This is a genomic window from Streptomyces sp. JLBG701, assembly GCF_058544905.1.
This window is the reverse complement of sequence record NZ_CM178588.1, coordinates 3,307,491-3,321,021: the sequence shown is the minus strand read 5'-3', so window position 1 is coordinate 3,321,021 and position 13,531 is coordinate 3,307,491. Positions and strand designations below refer to the sequence as shown.

At 69.8% G+C, this 13,531-nt stretch carries 13 protein-coding genes; 4 read left to right on the top strand and 9 right to left on the bottom strand.

The genetic code is table 11. From position 1 onward, the window contains the following. Positions 1-2: 2 nt before the first annotated feature. From efeB to AC5DRG_RS15150, 5 genes are all read right to left on the bottom strand, one after another. Positions 3-1,277, bottom strand: coding sequence for an iron uptake transporter deferrochelatase/peroxidase subunit (gene efeB / locus AC5DRG_RS15170; RefSeq protein ID WP_491811023.1), 1,275 nt, complete (start codon positions 1,275-1,277; stop codon positions 3-5). A 12-nt stretch (positions 1,278-1,289) separates the two neighbouring features. Further along, positions 1,290-2,429, bottom strand: a complete 1,140-nt coding sequence (gene efeO / locus AC5DRG_RS15165) for an iron uptake system protein EfeO (RefSeq protein ID WP_491811022.1) — start codon at positions 2,427-2,429, stop codon at positions 1,290-1,292. A 218-nt stretch (positions 2,430-2,647) separates the two neighbouring features. After that, positions 2,648-3,466 carry a heme ABC transporter ATP-binding protein gene (locus AC5DRG_RS15160; protein ID WP_491811021.1) on the bottom strand — a complete coding sequence of 273 codons (819 nt, stop codon included), beginning with the start codon at positions 3,464-3,466 and terminating at the stop codon, positions 2,648-2,650. Positions 3,467-3,567: 101 nt separating this feature from the next. After that, positions 3,568-4,656, bottom strand: coding sequence for a FecCD family ABC transporter permease (locus tag AC5DRG_RS15155; RefSeq protein WP_491811020.1), 1,089 nt, complete (start codon positions 4,654-4,656; stop codon positions 3,568-3,570). After that, complete coding sequence (locus AC5DRG_RS15150; protein WP_491811019.1) at positions 4,653-5,657, bottom strand: heme/hemin ABC transporter substrate-binding protein; 1,005 nt, start codon at positions 5,655-5,657, stop codon at positions 4,653-4,655. Before AC5DRG_RS15150 ends, AC5DRG_RS15155 begins: the two co-directional genes overlap by 4 nt. 111 nt (positions 5,658-5,768) lie before the next feature. On the opposite strand from AC5DRG_RS15150, the gene AC5DRG_RS15145 reads away from it, so the two are divergent. The 3 genes from AC5DRG_RS15145 to AC5DRG_RS15135 are packed head-to-tail and all read left to right on the top strand — an operon-like array spanning position 5,769 to position 9,383. After that, on the top strand, positions 5,769-7,178 hold the full coding sequence (locus AC5DRG_RS15145) for an HtaA domain-containing protein (RefSeq protein WP_491811018.1): 1,410 nt from the start codon (positions 5,769-5,771) through the stop codon (positions 7,176-7,178). 30 nt (positions 7,179-7,208) lie between these two features. Further along, positions 7,209-8,708, top strand: a complete 1,500-nt coding sequence (locus AC5DRG_RS15140) for an HtaA domain-containing protein (protein WP_491811017.1) — start codon at positions 7,209-7,211, stop codon at positions 8,706-8,708. A gap of 30 nt (positions 8,709-8,738) precedes the next feature. Beyond that, positions 8,739-9,383, top strand: coding sequence for a PhzF family phenazine biosynthesis protein (locus AC5DRG_RS15135; protein ID WP_491811016.1), 645 nt, complete (start codon positions 8,739-8,741; stop codon positions 9,381-9,383). A 145-nt stretch (positions 9,384-9,528) separates the two neighbouring features. On the opposite strand, the gene AC5DRG_RS15130 is transcribed toward AC5DRG_RS15135, so the two are convergent. Continuing rightward, the gene (locus tag AC5DRG_RS15130) at positions 9,529-10,176 is read right to left on the bottom strand and encodes a biliverdin-producing heme oxygenase (protein WP_491811015.1); all 648 of its coding nucleotides are present in this window, start codon (positions 10,174-10,176) and stop codon (positions 9,529-9,531) included. A 151-nt stretch (positions 10,177-10,327) separates the two neighbouring features. After that, entirely contained in the window at positions 10,328-11,185 is an 858-nt protein-coding gene (map, locus tag AC5DRG_RS15125; protein WP_491811014.1) for a type I methionyl aminopeptidase, read from the bottom strand. Between the two features lie 60 nt (positions 11,186-11,245). Between map and AC5DRG_RS15120 the strand changes: the two genes are divergently transcribed. Beyond that, positions 11,246-11,476: a hypothetical protein gene (locus AC5DRG_RS15120; protein WP_491811013.1), complete on the top strand. Its 231-nt coding sequence runs from the start codon at positions 11,246-11,248 to the stop codon at positions 11,474-11,476. A 1-nt stretch (position 11,477) separates the two neighbouring features. Here AC5DRG_RS15120 and AC5DRG_RS15115 read toward each other — a convergent pair whose 3' ends face one another. Both AC5DRG_RS15115 and AC5DRG_RS15110 read right to left on the bottom strand, forming a co-directional pair. Beyond that, on the bottom strand, positions 11,478-12,785 hold the full coding sequence (locus tag AC5DRG_RS15115) for an MFS transporter (protein WP_491811012.1): 1,308 nt from the start codon (positions 12,783-12,785) through the stop codon (positions 11,478-11,480). A 73-nt stretch (positions 12,786-12,858) separates the two neighbouring features. Continuing rightward, positions 12,859-13,461 carry a hypothetical protein gene (locus AC5DRG_RS15110; RefSeq protein ID WP_491811011.1) on the bottom strand — a complete coding sequence of 201 codons (603 nt, stop codon included), beginning with the start codon at positions 13,459-13,461 and terminating at the stop codon, positions 12,859-12,861. Positions 13,462-13,531 lie beyond the last annotated feature (70 nt).

The window sequence follows — 13,531 nt, the reverse complement described above, 5'->3', positions numbered from 1 at the left end:
GGTCAGGCCTCCTTGGAGAACAGCGTCCGGCCCCACCAGTCGTCCTTGTCGCGGACGCCGGGCGGGATCGCGAAGACCGCTGAACCCACGTGCTGGATGTACTCGTTGAGCGTGTCGGTGCCGAGATTGCGCTGGATCTGGATGAAGCCCTTGCGGACGTCGCGCTGGTAGGCGAGGAAGAACAGGCCTGCCTCAAGGCGGCCGAGGCCGTCCGTGCCGTCGGTGAAGGAGTAGCCGCGGCGCAGGATCGTCGCCCCGTGGTTGCTGTCCGGGTGCGCGAGCTTGACGTGCGCGTTGGGCAGCATGGCCTTGAGGAACGGCTCGTCGCGCTCCTTGGCCTTGCCGACCGGGGCGCCCTCGCCCTTGTCCCGGCCGATGATGTCCTCCTGCTCCTGCAGCGAGGTGCGGTCCCAGGTCTCGATGTGCATACGGATACGGCGGGCGACGAGATACGAGCCCCCGTCCATCCACCCGGGCCCGTCTTTCTCCTCCACCCACACGAACTTCTTCAGCCGGTCCGTCTCGGTGCCCGCGATGTTGCGGGTGCCGTCCTTGAATCCCATGAGGTTGCGCGGGGTCTGCGCGTCCGGGGTCGTGGACGACGTCTTGCCGAAGCCGAGCTGCGACCACTTGACGACGACCTTGCCGAAGCCGATCCGGGCGAGGTTGCGGATGGCGTGCACGGCGACCTGCGGGTCGTCGGAACAGGCCTGGACGCACAGGTCGCCGCCGCTGCGGTTCTTGTCGAGGTTGTCGCCGGCGAACTGCGGCAGATCGACGAGCGCCTCAGGCCGCAGCTCCGCCAGCCCGAACTTCTCGAACAGCGACGGCCCGAAGCCGATCGTCAGCGTCAGCCGGGAGGGCTTCAGCCCCAGCGCCTCACCGGTGTCGTCCGGCGGGGCCTCGGGGAGACCGCCGTACGCACCCTCGCCGACCGCCTGCCCGCCGGTCATCCGGCGGGCGGCCGCGGTCCAGTCCTTCAGCATCTGTACGAACTCGGCGCGGTCGTCCGTCTTCACGTCGAACGCGGCGAAGTGCAGCCGGTCCTGCACGGGCGTGGCGATGCCCGCCTGGTGCGTGCCGTGGAAGTCGATCGCGGCACCGGTCTCGGCGCCGGCCGGGTCCACATCGTCGCCGACCCGGCTCATCGCGACCGCGCCCCCGGCCACGACGGCACCGAGCGCGAGCCCGGCACCACCCCAGCCGATCAGCGAACGCCGGGAGGTTCCGGTCGCCTCCGTGCTGTCTGTCGTCTTCTCCGTCATTTTCTCCGTCATGGTGAGCTCCCCCTACTTCACGACGGCGGCGGCGAGCTTGGACAGGGGCTCGGCGAGCGCGTTGACCGCGTCCGACAGCTCCTTCTGATCGGCCTCGCCGACCTTGTCGTACGAGGTGAAGTCGTACGAGTTCTTGTCCGCGCGGTACTTGTCGAGCAGCGTGTTCAGCGCGGCGAACTGCTTGTCGAGCTCCGTCACCAGAGCCGCGTCGTTCTCCTTGGCGACCGGCTTGAGCAGCTCGTACGCCTTCTCCGCGCCCTCGACATTGGCCTTGAAGTCGACCAGGTCGGTGTGCGAGTAGCGCTCCTCCTCGCCGGTGACCTTGCCGGTGGCGACCTCGTCGAGGAGCTCCTTGGCGCCGTTGGCCATGGAGGTCGGGGTGATCTCGGCCTTGCCTACCCGCTTCTGCCAGTCCTTGAGGTCGGTGATCAGCTGGTCGGCGAGGGTCTTGTCCTCGTCGGTGATCTTCTTGTCCTGCCAGAGGGACTTCTCCAGGCGGTGCCAGCCGGTGAACTCCTGGCCGGGCTCCAGGCCGTCGGCGCGGACGTCGACCTTCGGGTCGATGTCGCCGAAGGACTCGGCGACCGGCTCGGTGCGCTCCCAGCCGATGCGGGAGGGCGCGTACGCGGCCTTCGCGGCCTCGATGTCGCCGGCCTTGACCGCCTTGGCGAAGGTCTCGGCGAGCGGCACGGTCTCGTCGGCCTGCTCCTGCGCGTACTGGCGGTAGGCGGCGACGGCCGAGTCCAGGCGAGCGTCCCGCTTGGCGACCGTGCCGCCGGTGACCTTGAGGTCCTGGCGGATGCCCTTGCCCGTCATGCCGGGCTTGCAGGCGATCTGGTAGTCGCCGGCCTTCACCTCGGCGGTGACCCGCTGCTTGGTGCCGGGGCCGATGTTCTCGCGCTCGGTGACGACCCGGTCGTCCGGGAAGAGGATGTAGACCTCGTTGACCTTGGAGCCCTTGTTCTCGATGGCGAGCTCCACGTGCCCGGCGGGGATCTCCTTCTTCGACGTCTCGCACTTGTCGTCCGTCGCGGTCACGTTGATCACGTGGTCGCCGCTGCCCGAACTGCCCTTCTCGGTGCAGCCGGTGACGGCGGTCAGAGCCGCCACGGTGGCGGCGGCGGTGACGACGGAGAGTCTGACGGCTCGCATGCGGGCTCCATGAGGGTGGCGAAAAATCGCTGACGGGGATCACATAGCTATGGGTAGGCTCGCCTAACTTATCTGAGCCTTACCTGCGTGATACCCAGGCATGCGGTGATCCACCTCTCATAGACGGTGTATGAGCACGAGCCGATCACGGTGGCTCAAACCGGACCCCATGGGATGGTAAAGAAAGGCAAAGAAATCACAGTAAGCCCATAGCAGGCTCACAGACTCCGTCGCGGCGTCACCAGCACCGCCCCCGTCCGCGGATGCGGCAGCACCTCGACCGGCTGGTCGTAGACCTCCGACAGCAGCCCCTCGGTGAAGACCTCGGCCGGCGGTCCGTCGGCCGCGACACGACCGGCGCGCAGAATCGCGACCCGGTGCGCGTAGGCGGCCGCGAGCCCCAGATCGTGCAACACCACGACCACCGCGTCCCCCGCGTCCGCCCTTTCCCGGCACAACCGCAGCACCAACTCCTGATGCCTGAGATCGAGCGCCGCGGTCGGCTCGTCGAGCAACAGCAGCGGCGCGTGCTGCGCCAACACCCGTGCCAGCGCGACCCGAGCCCGCTCACCCCCGCTGAGCGCCGAGAACGACCGCCCCGCGAACCCGGTCACCTCCGCCCGCGCCATCGCCCCCGCGACGGCCAGCTCATCCTCCTCGGGCGATCCGCCCCAGGGCGCCCGCCCCATCCGCACGACCTCCTCCACCGTGAAGGGAAAGGAGAGGGACGTCGACTGCGGCAACACGGCCCGCCGCAGGGCGAGTTCAGGCGCGGACCACTCGCTCGCCGGCCGACCATGAATGCGTACGACCCCCTCGGCGGCCGGAAGATCGGCGGCGAGGGCACCCAACAGGGTCGACTTCCCGGCGCCGTTGGGCCCGACGAGGGCGAGCACCTCGCCGGCGCGGACGGTTACGTCGACACCTTGGAGCACCTCGCGGGCGCCGAGACGGACGTGAAGGTTCTCGGCTGAGGCGAGGACGTCACCCGGCTCGGCGGGTGGAGGAGGGGTGGGCCGGGGTCGGAGGAGTCTCATGGCGGGGTCCTTTCGAATACAGGGCTGAGGTGGACTACCCAGGGGCGCGGGGAACTGCGCGACCAGCCCCCACTAGCCCGCAGACGACACACAACCCCTCCTTAGGCCCAACCCCCTTGCCTACGCCGCGTCCTCCGCAACAGCCAGAAGAAGAACGGACTGCCGAGCAGAGCCGTCAGCACACCGAGCGGAAGCTCGGCTGGCGCAGCGATGGTCCGGGCCGCCAGATCCGCAGCAAGCAAAACCACCGCACCGAGCAGCGCACTGGCCGGAATCAAGAACCGATGCCCAGGCCCCGCCACCATGCGAAGCAAATGCGGCACGACCAGCCCGACGAAGCTGATGATCCCGGAGACGCTCACCGCGGCCGCGGTCAGCAGCGCGATGACCAGGATCAGCAGGATCCGCAGCCGCTCGACGTCCACACCGAGGTGCCGGGCGGGCCGCTCACCGAGCGCCAGCAGGTCCAGCCGACGGGAGTACAGCGGGGCGACGGCGAGGCCCAGCGCAGCGCACGGCAGCACCGCCAGCACTTTCGGCCAGGTCGCCTGGGAAAGCGACCCCAGCTGCCAGAACGCGATCTGGTTCACCGCGGCGGTGTCCGCGAAGAACAGGAACAGCCCGATCAACGCCCCCGCGAAGGCGTTCACCGCGATCCCGGTGAGGATCAGAGTCACCACCTCCGACCGGCCCCCGGAACGCGACATCCCGTACACGAGCAGCACCGTGCCGAGCCCGGCGACGAACGCGAACGCCGACACCGTCCAGTTGCCCAGGAAGGTCAGCCCGAACGCGATCGCCCCGACCGCCCCCACCGCCGCCCCGGAGGAGACGCCGATGACACCCGGCTCGGCGAGCGGGTTGCCGAACACGCCCTGCATCAACGCGCCCGCGCACCCCAGCGAGGCGCCGACGAGCAGCGCGAGCACGATGCGCGGGAAGCGGACGTTCCACAGGACGGACTCGGGAACCCGGTCGAGCGCGGAGCCGCCCAGGCCGATGCGGTGTTGGACGGAGGAGAGCACGTCGCCGGTCGGGATCGGATACGCGCCGAGGCCGGCGGCGACCGGCACGAGGACGAGGAGGGCGACCACGAGCCCGGCGGTCAGCAGCCAAGTGGTGCCGCGCCGTTTGCGAGATGGTGTCGCCGCGTCGGGTGTGCCCTCAACGGCCTTTTCCAGAACGGTCACTTGGATTCGTCTCCGTACAACTGGTCGACGATGGACTGGAGTACCTGGTCGGTGCGCGGCCCGTAGTTGAGCAGAACCCCGTCCTCGACGGACACGACCCGGCGGTCCATCCCGGCCGGGGTCTGGGCGACACCGGGGATCTTCACGAGCCCGTCGACACCGCCGACCGACTCAAGTCCCTTGGACATGACGAGAATCGCGTCGGGCGCGGCCTGCGCGAGCGCCTCGGTGGTGATGGCGGTGAAGTCCTTCTCCAACCCGGACTCGGCCCCCGCGTCGACCGCGCCGGCCGCCTCCAGGAGCGAGGTGGCCCCCGACCCCCTGCCGCCGATGAGATAGACGGAGGCCGAGCCGCGCAGATAGAGGAAGGCCACGCGCGGCCTGTCGCTGTCCGAGTGCCGCGGAACTTCCTTCTGTACGGCGGCGATCCGCGCCTCGGACCGCTGGGTGAGCTCCTTGCCGGCGGCCGGTACGCCGAGCGCGTCGGCCACCGCCTGGATACGCGGGCCCACGTCGTCGAGGCCCTGGGCCGGGTCGACGACGAGGACGGGGATGCCGGCGTCCCGGATCTGCTGCATGGCTTCTGCGGGACCGGTCGTCGTCTCGGCGAGGACGAGGTCCGGCTTGAGGGAGAGCACGCTCTCGGCGGAGACGTCGTGATTGCGGGTGACGACCGGGAGCTTGGCCGCCTGCGCGAAGGTGGCGGTGATGTCGCGGGCGACGACTCTCTCGCCGAGCCCGAGCGTGAACACGATCTCGCTGAGGCTGCCGGACAGGGGCACGATGCGGTCGGCCTGTTCGACCGTCACCTTCTTGCCGTCGGCGGACCGGACGGTGACGGGCAGTTGGGGTGCCGGGGTGTCGGTGAGGGGCTCGACACGGTTGGCGGCGGGTTTACCTGAGGAGGCCGGTGAGGCCGCCTGTGTGGGGCCTCCGCAGCCGGTCGCGGTCAGGGCGAGGGCGAGTACGGACAGCACTGCTCCCGCCAGTCGGGTGCGCAAGCGTGGCACGGTTCCGTCCGATCCTCTCGGGCCTCTGTCGTTTCAGCTGATCAGAGCTTAGGTTAGCCTTACCTTCATTCGCTACCGGCAGTCGTATCCGGAGGACCTCCCATGCCCGCGCGCTTTCGAGCACTGGTCACTGTGCTGTGCACGCTCGTCCTGGTGGCCCTGCTCCCGGCCGTGACCGCGCACGCCGCGAGCCGCACCGTGCAGGGCGGTCGGCTCGACTGGGGCATCAAGGCGTCCTTCCAGAGCTATGTGACCGGCCCCATAGCGAACGGGAGTTACTCGCTGACCGGCGGCGCGGCGACCGTCGGCGCCAGCAGCTTCCGCTTCCACTCGGCGACGGGTTCCTACGACGGCGACACCGGCGCCTTCACCGCCTCCTTCTCCGGCGGAGTCCACTTCGTAGGCCACAAGACGGACGCGGGGACGTACCAGCTCGACCTCACGATCAGCCGCCCCACGGTCCGTATCGCAGGCGGCAGCGGCACGCTGTACGTCGACGTCATCAGCAAGGCGAAGGACACCGGGACGGTCACGACGTCCTCACAGGTGCCCTTCGCCTCCCTCTCCCTCGGTGGCATCAACATGAAGGGCGGCGGCGCCACCGTCGCCCTCAACAACCTTCCCGCGACGCTGACTTCACAGGGCGCGCAGTCCTTCGCCGGGTACTACACGGCCGGGACCGCACTGGACCCGGTGAGCCTGTCGGCGGACGTACAGGTGGCGGCGACGGCGTCGGCGACCCCGAAGCCGTCGGCCACCGCCACGAAGAAGGACACCTCCGGGGCGATCGAGGACGGCGCCGTCGACTGGGGTGTGCGCCGCACCTTCCGCGAGTACGTCACCGGCGACATCGCCCAGGGCAAGTGGGCACTGTCCTCCGGAGCCCAGGACGGCGGCGCCCTCTTCCGCTTCTCGAGCGGAAAGGGGACGTACGACAAGACCGACCGCTCGCTCACGGCCACCTTCAAGGGCGGCGTGCACTTCACCGGCGAGAACGGGCTCGACCTGGAGTTCGCCGATGTCCGGGTGACGGTGGCGGACGGCAAGGGCACGCTCTACGCCGACGTCACGAGCGCCGACTTCAAGGGCACCAAGGTCCCGCTCGTCACCTTCACCGCCAAGGACTTCACCCCGCACGACGGCCTCGTCGCTGTAACAGAGGCGCCCGCGAAACTCACCGCCAAGGGCGCGAAGGCCTTCGCCGGGATGTATCAGCCGGGCACCGAGATGGACCCGGTCACGCTCGCCGTCGCCCTCACCGACAACGCGGCCCTGCCCGCCCTGCCCGACCTGGGCAGCACGGTGACGGAGAGCGCGTCACCGGACGCGTCGAAGCAGGCGTCCGCCGAGCCCGCCGCCGCGGCGAGTACGTCCGACTCCGACGACACGTCCGTCGCCCTGCCCGTCGCGCTCGCGGCCGGCTCCCTGCTGCTGGTGGCCGCGGCCGTCGCACTGCTGGCCCTCCGCAGGCGCAGGGCGCGGCCCACCACCGAACCCTCCGAAGAGAACTAACCCCCGAGTCACGCCGAGGAGACCACAACCATGTCAGCGATACCCGCCAGATCCCGCCGCCCCTTCGCCCTCGCCGCCGCCGTGGCGACGGCCACCGCGCTGGGCGCCACCGCGCTCGCCACCCTCGGCGCGACCACCGCCTCGGCTGCCGAAGTACCGCTCAGCGGCTACGAGTTGACGTGGGGCATCAAGCAGTCGTACCGCACGTACGTGACCGGCGCCGCGGTCGGCACCTTCACCCCCGCGGACGGCGCGACGCAGGCCGCGGACAACGGCGCGTTCACCTTCGTGGACGGCACGGGCACCTACGACTCCACCGCCCACACCGTGGACCTCGCCTTCAAGGGCAGCCTGAACATCAAGTCGACGCTGCACGGCTTCGAGATCGGCCTGTCCGACGTCAAGTTCGACAGCTCGGCCGCCGAGATCACCGCCGACGTGACGAAGAGCGGAACGACGACGGACGACGTGCCGCTCGCCAAGGTCACCGTCACGCAGGCCATGACGGACATGACGACCACGCTCACGAAGGAGGCGGCGGACGTCTTCGGCAGCGCGAGCTACGAGGGCGCGGCGGGCGACCCGCTGACGGTGAAGCAGACGACGCCCCCGACCTCGACCACTCCGTCCACGACTCCGACGGCGACGCAGAGTGCGACCGAGTCGGCGACCCCGACTCCGACCCCGACACCCACCCAGACCACGACGGCGTCGCCGTCCCCCTCGGACAGCACGAGCAGCCCGTCGCCCTCCACCACGGACGCGGCGACGAAGGGCGACGTGGTCGACGGCACGCTCGGCTGGGGCGTCAAGGAGTCCTTCCGCTCGTATGTCGTGGGCAGCGTGGCCAACGGCGAGATCACGGTGTCGGACGGTGCGAGCCAGGCGGCGGACAACGGGGTCTTCACCTTCCCCGACGCGACGGGCGAGTACGACACCGACGCGGACACCCTCTCCGTGGCCTTCGCGGGCGCGGTCAACTTCAAGGGCCACGAGGGCCAGGGCGAGGACGGCGGCTACGGCCTCGACCTCACCCTCACTGACCTGAAGGCGACCCTCGACGGCGGCTCCGGCGAGCTGACGGCCGACGTGACGAGCCTCGGCGAGGAGTCGGCGGACGTGGTCCTGGCCGACCTGAAGGCCGACAGCGCCGACCTGACATCGCAGGACGACGTCATCACCCTGGACGACATCACCGCGACCCTGACCGACGCCGGCGCGAAGGCCTTCGGCGGTTTCTACGAGTCCGGCACCGAACTCGACCCGGTAGACCTGTCCGTGGCCCTGACGGAGGACGCGGAACTCCCGACGGACGACGAGTCGTCGTCGACCGGCGGCACCGATGACGACTCCGGTACGACGGGTTCGACCACCGGCGGCACGGGCTCGACCACGGGCAGCGTGACCGGCGGCCTCGCCGCGACCGGCTCCGACGTCCCGGTGGGCGCCCTGGGCACGGCGGCCGCGCTGACGGTGGCGGCGGGCGCGGGCGTGGTGTTCGCGATGCGCAGGCGGCGTACCGCCGAATAAGCGGTCACGGGGTGATGTTTCAATGCCGACGTGACTGATTACGACGTGCTGCGTGTCTTCTGCGGCCCGCGCGGTGGATACGGCAACGAACTCGGCGTCGTCCGAGAGGGCTCGGTCATGCCCGAGCGCAACGAGCGACAGGCGTTCGCGGCGAAACTCGGCTTCAGCGAGACCGTGTTCGTCGACGACCCCGAGCGCGGTGTCATCGACATCTACACACCCAGCGTGCGCCTGCCCTTCGCCGGTTACCCGTGCGTGGGAGCGGCCTGGCTCCTCGACGTCCCCGAGCTGGTCACGCCGGCCGGGGTCGTCGGTGCCCGCCTGGACGGCGAGTTCAGCTGGATAGAGGCCCGCCCGGAATGGCCCGAGCCGCGCACGCTGCGCCAATACGCCTCGGCCACCGAGGTGGACGAACTGCCCGTCCCGCCACCGGGGGAGTGGATCTACGCCTGGGCCTGGGAGGACGAGGCCGCGGGCCGAATCCGCTCCCGCGGCTTCCCCGGCCGAGGCGACGGCATCGACGAGGACGAGGCAACGGGCGCGGCGGCAATCCAACTGACAGCCCAACTGGGCCGCGCCCTGAACATCGTCCAGGGCGCGGGCTCACAACTACTGACGGCTCCCCAGCCGGGGGGTTGGGTGGAGGTCGGGGGCCGGGTCTTCCTCGAACGCTGACATCCACGGAGTTGACCGTGGCTTTTACAGCGCTGACCGTGGCATTTCAGCGCCGGTCCAGGCAATCCCAGCCCGTCCGGCGTTTGAGGACGAGGCCCCTTAAGGGCCGAAGCGGGGGTCTGGGGGCGGCAGCCCCCAGAGACGCTCACGCAGACAGCGAGAACTCTTCACCCAGGGCCCGGAACACCCCGGTGTTCAACGCAAACGCCCGCTTGCACTCGGCCACGATCCGCTGCTTCTCCAGATCGTCGGCCTGGACGGAGTCCAACAGCTCCCGGTACACCCGCTTGAACGCGGCCGGGTTGGCGATCTCCTCGAAGACGTAGAAGCGGACGCCGTCGCCCTTCTTCTCAAAACCCCAGGTCTTCTCCGCCTTGTCGCGGATGATCTGGCCGCCGGAGAGATCACCGAGGTAGCGCGTGTAGTGATGGGCGATGTAACCCCCCGGCCACTGCTCCGCACACTCCCGCACCCGGTTCGCGTACGCCTCGGTCGCGGGCAACGCGGACACCCCAGCCTGCCAGCCAGGCCCACGCAGATGCGCAAGGTCCCGCTTCAGCGCCGTCAGCCGAAACAACTCGGGCCGGATGAACGCCCCGGCCACCGAATCCGACGCCAACCGCTCGGCCCCGGCCTCCAACGCCTCGTAGACGAACCACAGTTGCTCGGTGTAGCGCGCGTACGCGTCCACGCCGAGCCGGCCACCGAGCAGGTCGCTCATGAACGTCGAGGTCTCCGCCTCCACGTGCTGCTCGTGGGACGCGGTGCGGATGAGTGTCGAGAACGAGTCCATGCCCCGGATTTTCTATGGTTAGGCTTACCTAAGTCAATGCTTTACTGACCTTCTGTCGGTAACGTTTCCGACAGGGCGTCGGTAAAACCCTACCCGGACAGAGAAATGCCCGCCCTCCGAAGAGAGCGGGCAGGGGAAAGCGTGCGTGGGGCTACGGCAGCGTGAGGATGTCGGCCCCGGTCTCGGTCACGACCAGCGTGTGCTCGAACTGAGCCGTCCGCCTGCGATCCTTCGTGACGACCGTCCACCCGTCGTCCCACATGTCGTACTCGTGCGTCCCCAGCGTCAGCATCGGCTCGATCGTGAAGGTCATCCCGGGCTGGATCACCGTCGTCGCGTGCGGACTGTCGTAGTGCGGAATGATCAGCCCGGAGTGGAATGACGAGTTGATCCCGTGGCCCGTGAAGTCACGGACCACGCCGTACCCGAAGCGCTTGGCGTACGACTCGATGACCCGGCCGATGATGTTGATCTGGCGGCCGGGCCTGACGGCCTTGATGGCGCGGGCCAGCGACTCCCGGGTCCGCTCCACCAGCAGGCGGCTCTCCTCGTCGACGTCCCCGACCAGGTACGTCGCGTTGTTGTCGCCGTGGACCCCGCCGATGTACGCCGTCACGTCGAGGTTGACGATGTCGCCGTCCCGCAGCACCGTCGAGTCCGGGATGCCGTGGCAGATGACCTCGTTGACCGAGGTACACAGGGACTTGGGGAAGCCGCGGTAGCCGAGCGTCGAGGGGTAGGCGCCGTGGTCGCACATGTACTCGTGCGCCACCCGGTCCAGCTCGTCCGTCGTCACGCCGGGGGAGATGAGCTTCGCCGCCTCGGCCATCGCCCGCGCGGCGATCCCCCCGGCGATCCGCATCGCCTCGACCGTCTCGGGCGTCTGCACCTCCGGTCCGGTGTACGGCGTAGGCGCCGGCTTGCCGACGTACTCGGGCCGGCGGATGTTTCCGGGCACCGAACGGATGGGAGAGAGCTCCCCTGGAACGAGCAGCGACTGGCCAGACATGCCAGCGAGTCTAACCAGCCGGTGTGGGGGAACATGTCCCTGGCGAAAGGAGCCCCAGCCATGGCCCTGTTCAAGAAGCGGACGGTCGGGAAGCCGGGCGAGTGGTACTACTGCCTCGAACACAAGAAGGTCGAGGAGGGGCCGGAGTGCCCCGCCAAGGACCGCTTCGGGCCGTATGCCACCCGCCAGGAGGCCGAGCACGCGATGGAGACGGCCCGCGAGCGCAACCTGGAGTGGGAGAACGACCCCAAGTGGCACGACGCGTCGGCGCGGAACGCGGAGGACGACTGACTCATCCCTGTACGGGTGTGGCTGTGGCGGCTGCGCGCTGTTCGCGCAGCCGCACCGCGTGCTCGTTCGTCCGCACGTCGTACGTCATCAGCCCCGGCAGACACAGGGCCAACAGCCCCACCCCGGCCGCGCACAGCAGCCCGCCGGACCAGACCGACGTCCGCACGCCCGTCCACGCCGCCATGCCGCCCGCCCGCACCTGACCCAGCTGCGGGCCCACCGAGTACGACAGCAGCTCGATCCCGGCGAGCCGGCCGCGCAGCTCGTCGGGGATCGTCTGGTTCCACATGGCCGCGCGGAAGATGCCGCTGACCATGTCGAACCCGCCGCCCAGGGTGAGGAACAGCAGCACCAGCCATACGTTGCCGGTGACGCCCGCGGCTGCCACGGACAGGCCCCACAGCGCCGCCGACAGCACCACCATCCGGCCGTGCCGATGGATGCGCGAGGTCCAGCCGCTGGTCAGGCTCACCAGCAGCGCCCCGGCCGGAAGCGCCGCGTACATCAATCCCAGCGACCACTCCGCGTCCAGCTCGTCCGCGAGAAACGGCAGGACAGCGATGGGCATCGCGAGGATCATCGCGGCGAGGTCGACGGCATACGTGCCCAGCAGCTCCTTACGGCTCCACGCGTACCGGGCGCCTTCCGCGATCGACCGGAGCGACGGCTTCGCGGCCTCGTGGGAGGCGGGGGAGGGCGCGACGCGGACGATGAAGGCGACGGAGACGACGAAGGTCGCGAGGTCCACGGCATACGCCCAGCCGAGCCCCGCGTACGCCACGACCACACCCGCAAGGGCCGGGCCCGCGACGCCGCCAACCGTCCAGCGCAGGGAGTTGAGGGAGCTCGCGGCCGGCATGTGCTCATGGGCCACGATCCGCGGGATCAGCGAGTCGAGCGCGGGGCGCTGGACCGAGCCGAGAGCGGAGGAGAGGGCGGCGACGACGTAGAGCGGCCAGACGGCCGGCCGGGGCAGCAGCGCGTTCCACAGCAGCGCCACACAGAGCAGGCCCTGCCCGGCCTCCGTCCACACGATCAGCTTCCGCTTGTCCCACGCGTCGGCGAGCGCACCGCCGTACAGCCCGAACACGATCAACGGCACGAGTTCTACGGCCCCGATCGCCCCCACCGCCGCGGCGGACCCGGTGAGCTCCTTCATCTGCACGGGAAGCGCGACGAAGGTGAGGAAGCTCCCGAAGTTGGTGACCAGCCCCGACACCCAGAGCCGCCGGAAGTCGACGGAGGCCCGCCAGGGGGCGAGGTCGGGGAGGAGGGCGCGTAGGCCGGAGGGAGGGGCTTCGTCGGTCACGAGGGGTCATGGTCGGCGGGGGTGGGGATGGGGGCAACCGCTTTTTGAAGGGGTGCTGCCGGGGATCCCTGCCTTACCAGCGGGCAGGAGGCGGCGCCGTCAGTTGGTCCGTCAGCCTTGAGAACCTGTCCCGGAGACGGCGGGGTCCCCTTGGGGCAGGCAGCGCGTTTTCCCCGGCCGCCGCGCTTACCAAGTGCTGCACCGTGTCCAGGTCCAGCTCCGGGCCGTCCGGTACCGCCAGCGACTCGTGGGACATCGCCGCCAACTCCCCCTCGGCCGCGCCCAACGCGAGGACCGTCGTGCCGGCCCGCCGGGCGTCGTGCACCCGCTCCAACAGCACCGCGTCCGGGCCCTCAGGCGACACCACCAGCAACGTCTCTCCTCGCCGAGCGGCCTCGATCCTGCCCAGGCCGACGGAGAGTTGCGCGGGGTCGGAAGGGCGCGCGGAATGTCGTACGAGAGTCGGGGCCAGCTCCGGGGTCCCGGACCACGCGGCCTCGTCCACGAGGTGGGCCGCCAGATGCCACGGCTCGTACTCCGCCGTACCGACCAGCAGCAACCCGCCCCCGTGCGACACCACGGACCCGCGCAGCACCCCCGCGAACCGCCGCGTGGCCCCCAACCACTCGGTCCCGGCGAGCACTTCACGCAGCAACGCGACCCTCACGGCATCCATGCGACCGCATCCTGCCTCAATCGACCACTCGTGACGCGGAGTTCACCACGAATTCGCCCGGCGTGAGGAA

Coding starts and splice junctions, on each gene's coding strand:
- efeB (WP_491811023.1), bottom strand. CDS start 1,277: ATGACGGAGAAAATGACGGAGAAGACGACAGACAGCACGGAGGCGACC.
- efeO (WP_491811022.1), bottom strand. CDS start 2,429: ATGCGAGCCGTCAGACTCTCCGTCGTCACCGCCGCCGCCACCGTGGCG.
- AC5DRG_RS15160 (WP_491811021.1), bottom strand. CDS start 3,466: ATGAGACTCCTCCGACCCCGGCCCACCCCTCCTCCACCCGCCGAGCCG.
- AC5DRG_RS15145 (WP_491811018.1), top strand. CDS start 5,769: ATGCCCGCGCGCTTTCGAGCACTGGTCACTGTGCTGTGCACGCTCGTC.
- AC5DRG_RS15140 (WP_491811017.1), top strand. CDS start 7,209: ATGTCAGCGATACCCGCCAGATCCCGCCGCCCCTTCGCCCTCGCCGCC.
- AC5DRG_RS15130 (WP_491811015.1), bottom strand. CDS start 10,176: ATGGACTCGTTCTCGACACTCATCCGCACCGCGTCCCACGAGCAGCAC.
- map (WP_491811014.1), bottom strand. CDS start 11,185: ATGTCTGGCCAGTCGCTGCTCGTTCCAGGGGAGCTCTCTCCCATCCGT.
- AC5DRG_RS15120 (WP_491811013.1), top strand. CDS start 11,246: ATGGCCCTGTTCAAGAAGCGGACGGTCGGGAAGCCGGGCGAGTGGTAC.
- AC5DRG_RS15110 (WP_491811011.1), bottom strand. CDS start 13,461: ATGGATGCCGTGAGGGTCGCGTTGCTGCGTGAAGTGCTCGCCGGGACC.